Source organism: Nocardiopsis nanhaiensis (genome assembly GCF_054778635.1).
This window is the reverse complement of sequence record NZ_BAAGZJ010000008.1, coordinates 28107-43449: the sequence shown is the minus strand read 5'-3', so window position 1 is coordinate 43449 and position 15343 is coordinate 28107. Positions and strand designations below refer to the sequence as shown.

The following is a 15343-nucleotide window of genomic DNA, read 5'->3' as shown; positions in this document are numbered from 1 at the left end:
ATGGGCATGAGCACAGACACCACCCTCACGCGGCACGCCGGGCACCGTGCTCGACTCGCGCTCTCGCGTGAGCAGGTATCGGTGCTCGACAACCAGGCGCACGCCGCCCGCACCGTGTGGAATCTGCTGCACGCGTGGTGGACCATGGTGAGCGAGAACCAGCGGGTCTCGCTCAAGGACGCCGACGCCGCCATCAAGCAGGCCCGTACCGAGATCGACTTCCTCAAGGCTCTTCCCGCCCAAGCAGCTCAGGCCGTACTCAAGACCTACTTCCAGGCGTGGCGCAACTGCTGGGACGGCCAGGCTGCAGAACCCACCTTCAAGGCCCGCAGCCGGTCGCAGATGTCGGTGGACATCCCCCAGGGCCGGGACCTGCACATCCAGCGGGTGCACCGCCGGTGGGGAATGGTGAACATCCCCAAACTGGGGCGGGTCCGCTTCCGCTGGACCAAGGACCTGCCCGTCGGCAAACGCGCCGACGCGCAGAACCGGATCACCGGGGCGCGACTGGTCAAGGACGCCCTCGGGTGGCACATCAGCTTCCGTGTCCAAACCCTGGAACAGTGCCCCGAACCCCACCCCGGTGATGAGGTCGGTATCGACGCCGGGATCGTCGTCCCCCTCGCCCTGTCCAACGGCACCACCTACGATCACCGTCGCCCGCGTACCGTCGACGATGGTGGTGCGGACCGGGACAAGTGGCTCAACCCCGTCGAGAAACAGAAGCTGGCGCGCCTGGAACGACGGGCGGCCCATCGCCAGAGCTTGCGCGCACGCGGGGAGAGGACCTCCCGGCGCCTGGCGCGCACCTACGACCAGATCCGGGCGCTGCGCGCAAAAGCCACGCGCAGGCACCTGGACTGGCAGCACAAAACCACCACCGACATCGCCACCCGCTACGGCACCGTCGTGGTGGAGGCGTTGGATGTCACCAACATGGTCCGCTCCGCGCGCGGAACCATCGAACAGCCTGGCAAGAACGTCGCTCGGAAGGCGGGGTTGAACCGGGCCATCGGTCAGGAAGCGTGGGGACGCACCGTCACCCTCCTGGGCTACAAGCTCGATCATCGCGGCGGCGCCTTGCACAAGGTCCCGGCACAGGGGACCTCGCAACGGTGTTCGATGTGCAGGTTCACCACTGCGGGCAGCCGGGAGTGCCAGGCCGTGTTCGTGTGCAAGAACCCCGCGTGCGGCTGGTCGGGCAATGCCGACCACAATGCTGCGCGCACCGTTCTTCACCTGTTCAGGTCGGGCCACGCGCTCGACCCGGCTGCCGGGAGGGCAGTCGGCAGGCGCGCTGGACGCGTCAAGCCCGCCACCGCGAGGTAGGTAGGAATCTCCCGGCTACAGCCAGGAGAGCACTTCAACGGGGATACGCGGAACAGGACTCGGACCGGCGCTACGTGCCGGGCCCCGCCCTGGGCATCCCGCCGGTCGGCGTCCCGTGGACGGCCGAGCTGCGCCGCCGCGCCCAGCCGCACCTGGACGAGCTCGCCGAAGAGATCGACGAGTCGGTGAACCTCATGGTCAGAGCCGGAACCGGGGTCCGCTTCCTGGCGACGGTCCAAGGGACGCGCCCGCTGGTCGTAGGCGACCGGACGGGCGTGGTCATGCCGGCCAGCCGGGCGTCGGCAGGCAAGGCGATCCTCGCCTCGATGGCCGATGCCCGGGTGGAGCAGCTCTACCGGCGCCAGGCGGACCTCGACGGCACCGAGGTCGACGAGCGGTGGCTCCGCTCCCTGCTGGCGGAGCTCGCCACGATCCGGCGGCGCGGGTTCGCGGCCAACTTCGAGGACACGGAAAAGGGCATCAGTGCCCTCGGGGTCGCGGTGCGCGACGGGGCCGGTGACGTGGACTGCGGCCTGACTGTCGCGGTTCCTCCGGCGCGCTTCCGCCAGGTGTTCGAGGAGGGGTTGGTGCGTCGTGTCCTGCGGGCGAAGGACCGCCTCGAAGCCGACCTGGTCGGCTTCGAGGCGGGTGCCCGTTAAGGCCGCAGTGAGGCCACGGGTCTTCACCCCAGGACGGGCTCGGCCGCCTGAGGCACCATGACTCCGTCGAAGAACGCGGCCAGTTCCCCGTGGGCGTCCAACGGCAGCACGTGCGCGATGTACTGGTCCGGGCGGACCACGACGACGCACCCGTGCCGGCGATCGATCCCGCGCTCGTCGTAGATGTGCGGGCCGTCCTTCAGGTCCGGCGTGAAGACCTTCTCGTAGTCCACCAGGCCGAAGGGACCCTTGCGTGGAAGGAGCAAACCGGGCACCGACTCCACGGACACCTCCCGGTGCCCCCGCTGGATGACGGCGCGGACGTCGAACACCGCGTCCGGGTCGGCCCCGGACGGTGTGAACCGCAGGAGCGGGGACCGGGCGGACCCGGCCAGGAACCGGCACAGCTCCGCGAGTCGGGAGTCCGGGTCGCCCGGGTGCGCGGCGTCGGCGAAGGCGTAGAGCCGCCAGCGCCCGTCGGCACGGGCCACGTGCCCAAGGCCCAGGGGTTTCGCGTCGGCCAGCCGAACCACCGGTGCGGAGTGGAAGCGCTCGCCGATCGGGAAACCGGTGGCCAGGCCCTGGTGCGTGTCCGCGCCGGTGATCATCGACGGCGTGTACTTGGTGCCGAACCCGGCGGTGAATCGGCCGCCTTCGGTGAAGATCCGCTGCATCTCGGCGGGGTCCATGCCGTCGGGGTTGTCGTCGCTCTTGGGTTTGGCACCCATCGCGGAGGACCACAGCAGGTCGAAGTCGATGAGTTCCTGTGCGACCGCCCGGCGTTCGGACGAGTAGGTGTCCAACAGGGAGGCGGGACTGTGTCCGCGCAGCACGTTCGCGAGCTTCCAGCCCAGGTTGAACCCGTCCTGCATGGACACGTTCATCCCCTGGCCGGCCTTGGCGCTGTGCGTGTGGCAGGCGTCCCCGGCAATGAACACGCGCGGGGAGCAGGTGCCGCGCGCGGCCGAGGGCAGGTCGTCGAACCGGTCCGCGATGCGCTGGCCCACCTCGTACACGCTCCACCAGGCGACGTCCTTGACGTCCAGTGCGTAGGGGCGCAGGACGGACTGGGCGGTCTCGATGATGTTCTCCAGCGTGAACCGCTTCCGCGTGCCGCCCTCCTGCGGATCCAGTTCGCCCAGGTCCACGTAGTAGCGGACCAGGTAGCCGCCCTCGCGGGGGATGACGAGCAGGCTGCCGGCCGTGGACTGCACGGCCGCCTTGAAGCGCACGTCGGGGAAGTCCGTGACGGCGAGGACGTCCATGACGCCCCAGGCGTGGTTGCGGGCATCGCCCCGCAGGTCCACGCCGATGGCGCCGCGCACGGACGAGCGCGCGCCGTCGCAGCCGACCGCGTACCTGGCCCGGACGGTGAACTCCGCCCCGGCCCCGTCGTCCGAGGTGCGGCGCAGCGTCGCCGTCACCGGGTGGTCCCCGTCCTCGGCGACGTCCAGGTCCACCAGTTCCAGACCGTAGGCCGGCTCTAGCCTGCTGGGGGATTGGCGCATGTACTCGAGCAGGTACTCCTGCATGCGGGCCTGGTTGACGATCACGTGGGGGTACTCGGACAGGCCGTCCGCGACGTCCTGGACGCGGCCGCTGCGCACGATGGTGCCGGGGTCCTTCTCATCCGGTTTCCAGAACACGGTCTCGTTGACCCAGTAGGCCTCGCGCACCAGGCGCTCCGCCAGACCGAACGCGTTGAACATCTCCACGGTGCGGCAGGCGACACCGTCGGCCTGCCCCAGCTCCAGCGGGCCGTCGCGGCGCTCGACGACGAGGGTGGAGATGTCCGGGAACTCGGCCAGCTGTGCCGACAGCACCACACCGGCCGGACCGGTTCCCACCACGAGGACGTCGACCTCGGTCGGCACGGAACCGGGATGGGGACGGCCCGGTGCGGCGGGGCGGTTCTCCGGGTCCCCCGGCCGGTAGCCGTCGAGGTAGAACTGCACGGTGTGCTCCTGTGTGGATCGCGTAACGGGATGTGCTCACGATACGGATCTGTGGCCCAGGACACCCGGCCCTTCTGTTGGGCAGAACAACGAACAATCTGCGCGAACGGACTTGACATGAACAAAGCTTGAGGTCTGATTCTGGTCGTGTCCGGTTGAGAGACACAGTCAGGAGAACCTCATGTCCGCCATCGATTCCTCCCGCGTCGACCAGTCCGTTTCCGGGAGCATCCGCCGCCCAGGGCTGAACTGGTGGCAGGCCAGCCTTTTCGGCGCTGTCACCGCCACCGTCATCAACCTCGCGGTATGGGGGGTCGCGGCGCTCGGGGGCGCGGCACTCGCCCTGTGGGACGACGGTGGGAACTACCCCATCGAGGTCGGGTCCGTGGTGTTCTCCTCGGCCGTGCCCATGGTGTTGGGCATCGTCCTGGCAGCGGTGATCGCCCATTGGTGGACCGGGGTGATCCGTCTTGCCCAGGTCGCCGGTGCCCTGCTCGCGGTGGGCACCCTGGGGGGTGTGTTCGCCTACAGCATCGACGTCGGGACCACCGTCGCACTCACCGCGATGCACCTGGTGTCGGGCGCGGTGGTCGTGCTCGCACTGGAAGGCCTGCGGCGACGTGTCCTGGACAGCCGTCGGGCGCGCTAGGTGGCTGCGGTAGTCGGGCGCCGTCACCCTGTGGGGACGGCGCCCGATCACTGCCGTGATCCGGTGCTGAACCGCGGACCCGTCACGTGTCACCGCCGTGGGCGTCCGCGGGGGCGCCCCGAACGATCTGGGCGAGTACCGCGAGCTCGTCGTAGATCCTGGTTTCCTCAACGATCCTGCCCTGGTGGAAACGGAACTGTGAAGCTCCCAGGATCTCCACGGGCGTACCGGTGGGACGGCCGTACCGGGGCACGCCCTGATAGGTGCCCTTGAGTAGCCACACCACCCCGATGCGTAGACCACCGTGTCGTTCGGCGTGGTTGGCGGCGATATCGAGCACCTCGACGCGGCAGTCGGGGAACGGTGCGAGCAGATCGAGGAGGGCCGTCTGGTAGCCCTCCGGCCGGGTGAGCTCGCTGTGCCGGGTGGTCCGGCAGATGACGTCGCGGTCGATGTAACGGCTGACCAGGTCAAGCCTGCGTCCGTTCCATACCTCCTCGACCAGGCCGAGGACCTGCTCGCACTCCGTCCGATAGTGGTCGGGGCGGGGCCCGGAGACACCTTCCGAGAGGGGGTCCCGGGGAACCGCACCGAGGCCCAGCCCCTCCTCCACGGTTTTCGCTCTCGCGACGGGCTCGGGGTCGAAACCGAGGTCCCGCAGGATCGCGTACTCGTCACGGATGACCCACTCCTCCTCCATGACGCCTTCCCGGTAGAGGCAGGTGGCGATCGCGCGTGAGGTGAAGGGGTTGGCGGTGGCCGGCCCGTAGTCGGAGGTACGGCTGTGCGACGCCTTGCTGAGAACCAGGTGGGAACTGATGAAGGCGTCGTCACCCCTGGCCTCCCACACCACGTCCTCCGCCTGACCCACCCGGTCGGGGAAGGCACTGATCTTTTGGAGCGTGCCTTGGATGACCGGCTCTACCCCGACGCTCGTCCCGTAGGCGCCGTGGACGATCGAGTCGGGGGCGTAGTTGTCCCGGATGAGTCCGATACCGCGCTGCACCCAGATCCGGTCGGTCCACTCCCGGATGAACTCCTCCGGGTCGCTGTAGGGTGCGTATGCCTTTTCTTCCAGTGCCATGGTTCCTTGATCCTGTCGTGTTTGCTGTGGTTCCGGGGAGGGTCAGTCGAGTGCACGGACCTCGTCGGCAGCCTCTTCCAGGCGGGGGCCCACCGGTGCGCCGTGGGCCATCTCGTTCACGGCAACCTCGAGGATGTCCATCACGCGGGGCCACTGGTCTGTCTGCGGGACGGTGCGGGCGTTCTCCAGGCTCTGCTCCTGGATCTCGGGGAGGCCGCCGTTGACCTCATTCACCCTTTCGTCGCGCATGTTCGCCAGGTGAACCGTGATCCCCGTCGAGGTCGCGGGGTCGGACTTGTCGAGCGCGATCTCCTGTTCGGTCTGCTCGTTCGTCATCCACTTGACGTACTCCCAGGCCGGACCCTGCTGCTCAGAGCTGTTGAGGACGCCGACCAACCAGGTGTAGGCGTAGGTGGTGCTCTCCTGTCCTTCGAACCCGGGTACGGAGGCGACACCGATGTCACCGAGGGCCTCGGGGTCGGCCTTGTCGGGGTTGTCGAAGTCTTCCTGGTGCCAGGACCACGTGAGAGTTGTGTCGGCGTTGTTGTGGAGCATGGCGTTGGAGGACTCCAACTCACCCCAGGACGATGACTGCTGAGGGGTGAGACCGGTACGGAGCAGGTCGATGTACTGTTCCGTGGCCTCGAGGCCCGCCGGACTGGTGAAGGCCGGGTCTCCGTTCTCGTCGAAGACGTCGGCCCCGTTGCTCCAGAGCATCGACAACCACGTGTACAGGTTCTGTCCGCCGCCGCGGCCGTATTGCCCGGCCATGGGGTACCGGTCGCCCTCTTCCTGTAGGGACTCCAGCTGTTCGACGTACTCCGGCCACGTCTCGGGCGGTTCGAAACCGAATTCCCGGTACGTGTCGGTTCGGTAGAAGAGGTTGTAGGAGAACCCGCGGAAGGGGATGCCGTAGGTTTCGTCGGTACCCAGGCGCGACGCCTGCTGGAACGCTTCGGGGAAGGCGTCCATGGTGACGTCGGTATCGGCCATGGCCTCATCCAGCGGTTGGACCCCGATGCGGAGCATCGGGCCGAAGGCATCGGGCCAGGCGATGACGTCGTAGGTCCCTCCGCCGATGGCGCTTTCCGCGACGATCTTCTGCAAGTAGGCGTTGTAGGGGATATTCGCCCACTCGACGGTAATTCCCGTGCGTTCGGTGAACTCCGCGTCAGTGCGCTCACGCAGGGCGGCGAACTGCGGCGTGGTGTCGCAGCAGTTCAGGAAACGGATGTGGGCGCCGTCGTAGGGCTTGCCCTCGAGCAGGCCGAGCTCGTCGACGGGGCCGTCATCGATCGAGGACATCAAGTCGATGGGCTCGGGCGGGGTGGTGCAGGCCGCGGGTGCGAGGCAGATTCCGGCCGCGAGGAGCGCGGCCCAGCGGCGGCAGCGCGAGGACGAGGTCATTTCACTGCTCCCATCGTCATTCCCTGAGCGAAGTGGCGGCGCACGAACGTGGCCATGATCAGCATCGGAACCATCACCAGCAGGCCTGTCGCGGCCATGGGACCCCAATCGACGCCCTCAGGCCGGTCCAGAGTCATCAGGGCGACCGGAAGCGTCGTGGCCTCCTCCCTGGCCAGAAATGTGGGGAACAGGAACTCGTTCCACGAGAGGAGGAAGGAGAACACGGCCGCCACGAAGATCCCGGGGGCTGCCAGCGGGGTGATGATCCGCCACAGCAACGCCGCCTGGCCGCACCCGTCGAGGTGCGCCGCCTCCTCGACGGCAACCGGCAGGCCGTCGACGAATCCCTTCAACAGCCAGATGTTGTAGGGAACGGTCATGCTGAGGTTGACGACCACCAGTGCCGCGTGCGTGTCCAACAAACCGAGGTCGCGAAAGACGGTCAGAAACGGGATCGCGATGGCCACACCGGGGATGAACTGCGTGAGGATCATCGTCAGCATCAGAGAAGCGGAACCGCGGAACCGGTAGCGCGAGAAGCCGTAGGCCGCGAGAAGCGCCAGGGGTACCGAGACGAGCGTTGTGGCCACCGCGATGACCACGCTGTTCACCAGGGCGCGCACCATCGAGTGCTCCCCGGTCAGCACCGTCTCGAAGTTCTCGAGGGAAGGGCTGAAGACCACTGTCGTGGAGAAGACGTCGTCTGTTGGTTTGAACGCCGTGATCGCGAGCCACAGAATCGGGAAGAGCACGAAGAACAGGATCGCGAGGGTGCCCAGTGTCCGAAGGACCGGTCCGATCAGGACCCGGGTCGACCTCCGGCGTGCCCTGACCGGCGGAACCGTTCCGGCGCGCGCGGTGCGCTCGGGGCGTGTGGTGGTTGCGCTCATCGTGCCTCCATCCGCGCCATGGCGACGAGGTAGGCCGCGGCGAGTGCGCCGAGCACGACCACGAGGATCCACGAGACCGCCGACGCGTAGCCGATGTCCAGGAAGTTGAAGCCCTGGGAGTAGACGAAGTAGTTGAGGGTCTCGGTGGCACGCCCCGGGCCGCCGTCAGTCACGGTGACGACCTGGTCGAACATCTTCACCGAGAAGACGGCCTTGAGGAAGATGATGATCACCAACAGGGGGCGCAGCAGCGGGAACGTCACCCGCCAGAACTCCTGCCAGGCGTTGGCGCCGTCCATCTGGGCAGCTGAGCGGATCTCCGGCGGGATCGACGCGAGTCCGCCCAGCAGCATCAGCGCGATGAGCGGTGCCCACCCCCACACCTCGGTGAGAACGATGACCATGAGTGCGCCGAAGGGTGAGCCGAGCCAGTCGTATCCGTCCATGAAGGGGAGGACCGTCCCGATCATCGCGTCGTACACGCCGTAGTCGGGGTCGAGCATGAAGCGCCACGAGTAGCCCTTGAGGGCCGGAGCGACGGCGAAGGGGAGGATCAGCAGCGTCTTGGCGAGGGTGTTCAGCTTCGTTGGATGATTGAGGATGAGGGCCATCACCAGGCCCAGGACCACGGACAGGACCACGGAGAGCACGGTGAACTGGGCGGTCACCCAGGCACTGTTGTGCAAGGTCTCGTCTGTGAGGGCTTTCGTGTACTGGTCGGCACCGACGAACCCCTGAGGGGACCGGGTCTCGTTGATCCTCCACTCGCGAAAGCTCGTCCCGAGCGCGGACGCGAGGGGGTAAAAGGTCGTCAGTGCGACGACGAACAGCGCGGGTGCGATGTGCGTGTAGGCGCGGCGCGTCCTCCGTCGCCGCGCGGCGCGGCTCGCGACGGTCTCCACCGAGCCGCTCATGGGGTCCGGCCCGTGATCCGCCTCGTGAAACGGCTGAGGGCGGACGGTGGTCCAGTGGTTGGTCGCACGGGAACCTCCCGGGGAGTCATGGAGGGCTGGAAAGTGCGGTCAGTGTATTCGTATGCATTTCCTCTCACAAGCCCCCTGTGAGGAGAAAGGCGTGGGGAGGTGGGGTGGAGGGTGCTGCGGTGTCCCTGAAGCCACGAGGGGGATGCCGGTTCTGGGATCCCGCTGCCGGCGGGCCTCGGGCCGGATAGGCGCATCGTGAGAACGCCTGTGAGCTGGGTTTATGCCAAGATCTGGCGGTGGTGTGCTGGCGGCGTATATCGGACCCGGGTTGGCGGTGCGGTCCTCGGTCCTACGCGGGGATCACGGACGCATACGTATTCTTAATTTGATCCGTCACCGTTGGGAGCCGTGCGCGGACCGGCGTGCGTGTCACGGTTCACGACCCGGGTCGGTACGACCAGGCGGCGCGGCGCGAGCGGCTTCGGGCTCGCCTCGATCCGTTCGATCACCAGCCGGGCGGCGGTCGCCGCCATCTCCGCCACGTTGTGGCCGATCGTGGTGAGCCGGAACGCCTCCCACGAAGCCATCGGTATGTCGTCGAAACCGACGACGCTCAGATCTTCAGGTACCGACACCCCCGCACGCATCGCGGCGTTGAGGGCGCCTATGGCGATGACGTCGTTGCCGCAGAACAAGGCGGTTGGCCGTGTGTCGCCTTCGAGGATCTCGAGCAGGCCCCGGTATCCGGTGTCGAACTCGAACGGTCCGTGCCGTACTGAGGAGGAGCCCAGCCCCACTCCGGCTTCCGAGAGCGCGCGCCGGAACCCCGCCTCTCGGTCGCGCCCGGTCGAGGTGTTCTCCGGACCGAAGACGGCGGCGATCTGCCGATGGCCCAGTCCCACGAGGAGCTCCGCCGCGGAGCGTCCGCCTTCGGCGTTGTCGACCACAGACGCGTCGCCGAGGTCGAGCAGGCTTTCCCGGTTGAGGAAGACGAAGGGAAGTCCGCGGCGGGTGAGGTCGCTCGGAAGTACTGAGTCGACCTTGGCGGTGATCAGCACGACCCCGTCGATCGAACCGTCCAGGAGCTGCTCGGCGGCGATATCGCCCTCGGAGTGCTCGGCGAAGACCACCATGCGGTAGCCGCGCTGGTCCATCTCCTCGTGGAGCGGGCTCACGAGGTGCGGATAGAAGGGGTTGGCCAGATCGGTGATGACTACGCCGATTCGGCCGGTCCGGCGTGTGGCGAGGTTGCGGCCGGCCGCGCTGGGCACGTAACCGAGCGCTTCGGCGGCGTTCAACACCTTGGCCTTGGTCGCAGCGGCGACGAGTGTGTCTCCGCGGAGCGCCCGGGACACCGTCGCCTGCGACACACCGGCCAGCCTGGCCACGTCGTGGCTGGTGATGGCCACGATGCCTCCCCCTCTCCGAACTGGATCTGAATACGAATCATGTATACGCGATCTCCGGTGCTGCTCGCACGGGGGCGCGGCCGCGGATACCCGTGTGTGGTGGAGATTCCTGCGCGCCGGGGCTCCGTGCGTGACGGTTGCTCAGCTGTGCCGCGGCACGGGCGCTATTGACAGCCGCGAGGCCCTTCTTTACTTTTGCATACGTATTCTTTTCAGGATTCAGATCAAGGAGTGCACATGTCCGACTCTGCCCCGGTGACTCGTCAGGAGCTCGATCGGCGCACGATCCGCCGCGGTGATTTCGTCTCGTGCAACCAGGCGTTCATCGACTGCCGAACCCCGGGTTCCGACCAGAAGGAGAACTACTCGATGATCGGGAGGGGCGTCTCGCAGAGCTCTGACCAGTTCATCAACCTCCAAGAGCCGCACGGATTCAACATAGGCGCCGCGGCGATGCCGCGCGGAGTCACGAACAACCTGCACCTGCACTTCACCGCCGAGGTCTTCCTCTGTTTCCGCGGTGAGTACCTTCTGCGCTGGGGCGCCGACGGGGACGAGGGCGAGCTCGTACTCAGGGAAGGGGAGATCGCCTCGATCCCCACGTGGGTGTTCCGCGGATTCACCAACATCGGTCCGGATGACGGGATCCTCTTCACCGCGCTCGGCCGGGACGACACCGGCGGCATCATCTGGGGGCCTTCGGTCCTGGAAGAAGCGTCCCGACACGGTCTGTACCTGTCCGCGGACGGCACATTGATCGACACTCTCGCCGGAGACTCCACTGAGGGGATCCGTCTCGTGGAACCGATGAGCCGGGAGCAGATCGCCGCACTGCGCGGCCACAGTGTCGAGGAGATGCGTCAGCGGGTCGCGACGGCCGCTGACCTGAACTGGTCGGACCGCGCGCTCCTGGACAGCCGACTGCCAGGTGGAGGGGCCGAAATCGCTTCTGTCATCGGCTACGGGATCACCGAGGACCGGACCCAGGAACCCGTCGTCCACGATCCGCACGGCTTCTCCATCACCCGGCTGCGTGCCCGGGCCGGTGCCGGCGTGCTCACCCACAGGCACAGCGCGACACAGGTGCTGATGGTCGAGGGCGGCGAATGGGAGGTGACGCTCAACCGGGACGAATCGCTCAGTGTCCGTCTGGAGCCGTGGGACATGCTGTCTGTTCCGCCCGGTTCCTGGCGTTCGGTGCGTGCGGTCTCCGGCGAGGTCGCACATCTGGTCATGATCAACGGCGGCGACGGCCGTGTCACGCTCGAATGGGACGCGGAGGTGGCGAAGGCCGCGGCGGATTCCGGTCTCGCCCTCGACCACAACGGTTACCTCGCCCCCTCGGACCTGGTTCCCGGGGCGCCGACACGATGAGCACCCCCGTCGTTCTCGTTCCGGGAATGCTGTGCGGCCCAACCCTGTGGACGGACGTGCGCGATCGGCTGCACGCACCCACGGTCGATGTGGCCATCGACGCCCCTGACATCGCGCGGATGGCGGAGGGGGTGCTCGCCTCCGCTCCGGACCGGTTCGTGCTCGGCGGGCTGAGCCTCGGAGCAATCGTCGGTTTTGAGGTGCTGCGGCGCGCCCCCGACCGAGTGGCCGGTTTCTGCGCCATTTCGACCAACGCCTCCGCCCCGCGCCCGGACCAGCACTCCTTATGGCGGACCATGTCCGAGCGGACCGAGGCAGGGGGTTTCGACGGGGTCGTTCGGGACGATCTCCTGCCCGCCATGTTCGCCGACACCGAGCCCGGGCCTGAACTGGCGCGGACGTTCACCGCCATGGCGCACGAGGTCGGCCCCGAATCGTTCCTCCGGCAGCTGGCGGCACAGGCCACCCGCACCGACGCACACACCGTGCTGGGCAGGGTGCGCTGTCCCACCTTGGTCGTCTGCGGCTCCGAGGACGCCCTCTGCCCACCGCGCGTCAACCGCGCCGTCGCTGACTCCGTGCCGGGGTCGGTCTTCCGCATCCTCGCGGGCGCCGGCCACCTGTGCACCCTTGAGCAGGGTCGCCAGGTGGCGGACCTGCTCAACGACCTCACGTCGATTGTCGACCGCACCGAGGACGCGCCTCCACCCCGGACCTCTCGCCTTACACGACTCCACCAGCAAAGGGGCACCCCATGACCACAATCCTGAAGAGTCCCGCTCATGGACGCCGGGCGACGGCAGCGGACTCCAGCGCTGCCGCGGACGCGGCGGCCCGGATCATCGACGACGTACGGGTTCGGGGCGACGCTGCGGTCCGGGACCACTCCGGGCATTTCGATGACTGGGCCCCGGAGTCGTTCCGGCTCTCCGGCGCCCGAATCGAAGAGATCGTCGGCAGCGTTGCCTCGGACATCGTCGACGACATCAAGGCAGTACAGGACAATGTACGCCGGTTCGCTGAACTCCAGCGGACCTCGCTCCGCGGCATTGAGGAGGAGACACTGCCCGGGGTCTTCCTCGGCCAGCGGCACATCCCCGTACGGGCCGTCGGCGCTTACGTGCCAGGGGGCCGCTATCCGCTCACCGCGTCCGCCCACATGACCGTCGTGACGGCCAAGGCGGCCGGTGTGCAACGCGTCGTGGTGTGCACCCCGCCGATCCGGGGTGAGATCCCGGCCGCGACGGTGGCCGCCGCGCACTTGGCGGGCGCCGACGAGATCCACGTCCTGGGCGGGGTCCAGGCCATCGCGGCGATGGCCCTGGGAACGGACACCATGGAGCGCGTCGACATGATCGCCGGGCCGGGCAACGCCTACGTGGCCGAGGCCAAGCGCCAGCTCTTCGGCGAGGTGGGCATCGACCTGTTCGCCGGTCCCACCGAGACGCTTGTGGTCGCCGACGCGACGGCCGACCCGTTCGTGGTCGCCGTGGACCTCCTCAGTCAGGCGGAGCACGGACCGGACTCGCCGGCGGTACTGATCAGCGCGGACGAAGGCGTTGCCCGTGCCGCTGTGGAACACATCGACCGGTTGCTGCCGGACATGCCCACGCGCGACTTCGCCGAGCCCGCGTGGCGCGACCACGGCCAGGTCATCGTCGTGGACGACGTGGAAGAGGCCTACCGGGTGGCGGACTCCTTCGCCTCCGAACACGTCCAGATCCTCACCGAGGAGCCCCGGCGGGCACTGAATGCCATGAACGACTACGGCGCACTGTTCCTCGGCGAGGGGACCTGCGTCTCCTACGGGGACAAGGTAATCGGCACCAACCACGTGCTTCCCACCCGAGGCGCCGCTCGCTACACCGGCGGACTCTGGGTGGGCAAGTACCTGAAGACGGTGACGTACCAGGAAGTGCGGGACCCCGCCGCGAGCGCGGAACTCGGGCGGCTGTGCGGACGGGCCGCCCGGGTGGAGCTCTTCGAGGGCCACGCCCGTTCCGGGGACGTGCGTGCGGGCAAGTACGAGGGCGATCCGCTGCCTTGGGCCCGGGAACAGGGCGATGCTTACGCGCGTCGTGAAGGTGCGGGATCATGAGCGACCGGATCGTCGGTAGGACCGCTCTGGTCACGGGGGGCGGCAGGGGCCTGGGGCGAGCGATCGCCCGTGCCCTCGCCGGTGAGGGAGCGCGCGTGGTGGTGACCGGCCGTGCGAAGGAACCCCTGGACACCGTGGTCGACGAGCTCCCTCCGGGCCGCGGAAGGGCGGCCGTGTGCGATGTGACCGACCCGAAATCGGTGGCCCGGCTCAGGGACGAACTCGCCGACGAGAACGTGTCGGTCCTCGTCAACAACGCCGGTGTGGCCGGGCCGGTGGCTCCGCTCGTCGACGTGGTTCCGCACGAGTGGGAGGACGTGTTCGCGGCCAACGTGCGGGGCGTGTACCTGATGTGCCGCGCCTTCGTGCCCGCCATGGCCGCTGCGGGTCACGGCGATGTCGTGAACGTGGCCTCGGTCAGCGGCAAGCGTCCGCTGGTCGGCCGCACCCCCTACTGTGCCTCCAAAATGGCGGTCATCGGGTTGAGCACCACCCTGGCGTCGGAGGTCGGACCGATGGGTGTGTCCGTCAACACCCTGTCACCCGGTCCGGTCCGGGGCGAGCGGATGCGTCGCAACTTCCAGCTGGAAGCCGAGCGCACCGGTGTCGAACCGGCGGAGGCGGAAGAGGCCTTCGTCTCCCGGTCGGCTCTGGGCAGGATGGTCACCGAGGAGGAGGTGGGCGCCGCGGCCGCGGCGATGCTCAGGATGCCGGGCCTGTGCGCCGCCGACGTCGATCTGTCGGCGGGGATGGTGGCACGATGAGCGCCGCCGCGACTTCGCTGAGATCACGTATCGCTTCGGGGGCTCGGCCGCTGGGTGCGCTGCTGCGGATGCCCGGTGAGGAGCTCGTCGAGATGCTCGGTACCGCCGGTTTCGACTTCGTCGTCATCGACTGCGAACACGGTCCCGCTGATGTCGCGGATCTGCGCAGGCACATCGCGGCCGCGCAGGTGCACGGTATGGCGGTCCTGGTCCGGGTGGGTGAGGGCGAGCCCGCACTCGTGCTGCGCGCGTTGGACCACGGCGCGTGCGGGATCATCGTGCCCCACGTGGACGGGCCCGACGACGCCGTCCGGGCTGTGCGGGGCGTTCACTATCCGCCCCTGGGCGAGCGGGGGTTCGCCACCTACGGCAGGGCCGGTGGTTACGGCACGGTGCCGGCGGCCGAACACCTCCGCCGGAGTGAGGCCGACACCCTGCTCATCGTGATGCTGGAGTCCGAGACGGGGTGTGACCGTTCGGAGGAGATTCTCGCCGTGCCAGGAGTGGACGGAGCCCTGGTCGGTCCGGCCGACCTGGCCGTGTCGATGGGGTTGCCGGGTGAGCAGGGCGGAGACCTGGTGCGTCCGGTCATTGAGCGTGTCCACCGTGCGGCGTCGGGATCGGATCGGATGAGGATGGACATCGTCGGAAGCGGGAAGGCGGCCGAGGCCGCCTACGGTTCCGGGGCGGACCTCGTCGTCATCAACCTCACGCACGCACTGATGGAGTTGTTCGGCCGGATGCGTTCAGGTTCGCGGAAGGTCTGACACGGCCAGGCGGCCCCTGACACGAGAAACTCGCG

The 15343-nt window shown here is 68.1% G+C and carries 14 protein-coding genes; 8 read left to right on the top strand and 6 right to left on the bottom strand.

The window, feature by feature from the left end:
* Nucleotides 1–6: 6 nt before the first annotated feature.
* Together ACYVD1_RS05610 and ACYVD1_RS05605 are read left to right on the top strand one after the other, a co-directional pair.
* A complete protein-coding gene (locus ACYVD1_RS05610) occupies nt 7–1329 on the top strand; it encodes an RNA-guided endonuclease InsQ/TnpB family protein (RefSeq protein ID WP_460768706.1) in 1323 nt (440 codons plus the stop codon).
* A gap of 74 nt (nt 1330–1403) precedes the next feature.
* The gene (locus ACYVD1_RS05605; protein ID WP_460768704.1) at nt 1404–1988 is read left to right on the top strand and encodes an IclR family transcriptional regulator; all 585 of its coding nucleotides are present in this window, start codon (nt 1404–1406) and stop codon (nt 1986–1988) included.
* A 23-nt stretch (nt 1989–2011) separates the two neighbouring features.
* Here the strand turns inward: ACYVD1_RS05605 and ACYVD1_RS05600 are convergent, their stop codons facing one another.
* Complete coding sequence (locus ACYVD1_RS05600) at nt 2012–3943, bottom strand: FAD-binding monooxygenase (RefSeq protein WP_460768701.1); 1932 nt, start codon at nt 3941–3943, stop codon at nt 2012–2014.
* 181 nt (nt 3944–4124) lie between these two features.
* Between ACYVD1_RS05600 and ACYVD1_RS05595 the strand changes: the two genes are divergently transcribed.
* Complete coding sequence (locus ACYVD1_RS05595) at nt 4125–4592, top strand: DUF6069 family protein (RefSeq protein ID WP_460768699.1); 468 nt, start codon at nt 4125–4127, stop codon at nt 4590–4592.
* 82 nt (nt 4593–4674) lie between these two features.
* On the opposite strand, the gene ACYVD1_RS05590 is transcribed toward ACYVD1_RS05595, so the two are convergent.
* The 5 genes from ACYVD1_RS05590 to ACYVD1_RS05570 all read right to left on the bottom strand — a co-directional run bounded on the left by ACYVD1_RS05590 (nt 4675) and on the right by ACYVD1_RS05570 (nt 10305).
* On the bottom strand, nt 4675–5676 hold the full coding sequence (locus tag ACYVD1_RS05590) for a nuclear transport factor 2 family protein (protein ID WP_460768696.1): 1002 nt from the start codon (nt 5674–5676) through the stop codon (nt 4675–4677).
* Nucleotides 5677–5718: 42 nt separating this feature from the next.
* Complete coding sequence (locus ACYVD1_RS05585) at nt 5719–7083, bottom strand: ABC transporter substrate-binding protein (protein ID WP_460768693.1); 1365 nt, start codon at nt 7081–7083, stop codon at nt 5719–5721.
* Nucleotides 7080–7973 (bottom strand): carbohydrate ABC transporter permease, encoded by an 894-nt coding sequence (locus tag ACYVD1_RS05580; protein ID WP_460768691.1) that lies wholly within the window; start codon nt 7971–7973, stop codon nt 7080–7082. Before ACYVD1_RS05580 ends, ACYVD1_RS05585 begins: the two co-directional genes overlap by 4 nt.
* Nucleotides 7970–8887 carry a carbohydrate ABC transporter permease gene (locus ACYVD1_RS05575; protein WP_460768689.1) on the bottom strand — a complete coding sequence of 306 codons (918 nt, stop codon included), beginning with the start codon at nt 8885–8887 and terminating at the stop codon, nt 7970–7972. The genes ACYVD1_RS05580 and ACYVD1_RS05575 overlap by 4 nt, the downstream gene beginning before the upstream one ends.
* Before the next feature lie 389 nt (nt 8888–9276).
* The gene (locus ACYVD1_RS05570) at nt 9277–10305 is read right to left on the bottom strand and encodes a LacI family DNA-binding transcriptional regulator (protein ID WP_460768687.1); all 1029 of its coding nucleotides are present in this window, start codon (nt 10303–10305) and stop codon (nt 9277–9279) included.
* Nucleotides 10306–10542: 237 nt separating this feature from the next.
* Here ACYVD1_RS05570 and ACYVD1_RS05565 point away from each other — a divergent pair, with 237 nt between their 5' ends.
* The 5 genes from ACYVD1_RS05565 to ACYVD1_RS05545 are packed head-to-tail and all read left to right on the top strand — an operon-like array spanning nt 10543 to nt 15308.
* Nucleotides 10543–11679 (top strand): cupin domain-containing protein, encoded by a 1137-nt coding sequence (locus ACYVD1_RS05565; RefSeq protein ID WP_460768683.1) that lies wholly within the window; start codon nt 10543–10545, stop codon nt 11677–11679.
* A complete protein-coding gene (locus ACYVD1_RS05560; protein WP_460768681.1) occupies nt 11676–12437 on the top strand; it encodes an alpha/beta fold hydrolase in 762 nt (253 codons plus the stop codon). The genes ACYVD1_RS05565 and ACYVD1_RS05560 overlap by 4 nt, the downstream gene beginning before the upstream one ends.
* Nucleotides 12434–13777, top strand: coding sequence for a histidinol dehydrogenase (hisD, locus tag ACYVD1_RS05555; RefSeq protein ID WP_460768676.1), 1344 nt, complete (start codon nt 12434–12436; stop codon nt 13775–13777). Before ACYVD1_RS05560 ends, hisD begins: the two co-directional genes overlap by 4 nt.
* Complete coding sequence (locus tag ACYVD1_RS05550; protein ID WP_460768673.1) at nt 13774–14541, top strand: SDR family NAD(P)-dependent oxidoreductase; 768 nt, start codon at nt 13774–13776, stop codon at nt 14539–14541. Before hisD ends, ACYVD1_RS05550 begins: the two co-directional genes overlap by 4 nt.
* Nucleotides 14538–15308, top strand: a complete 771-nt coding sequence (locus ACYVD1_RS05545; RefSeq protein WP_460768672.1) for an HpcH/HpaI aldolase family protein — start codon at nt 14538–14540, stop codon at nt 15306–15308. The genes ACYVD1_RS05550 and ACYVD1_RS05545 overlap by 4 nt, the downstream gene beginning before the upstream one ends.
* Nucleotides 15309–15343: the final 35 nt, after the last annotated feature.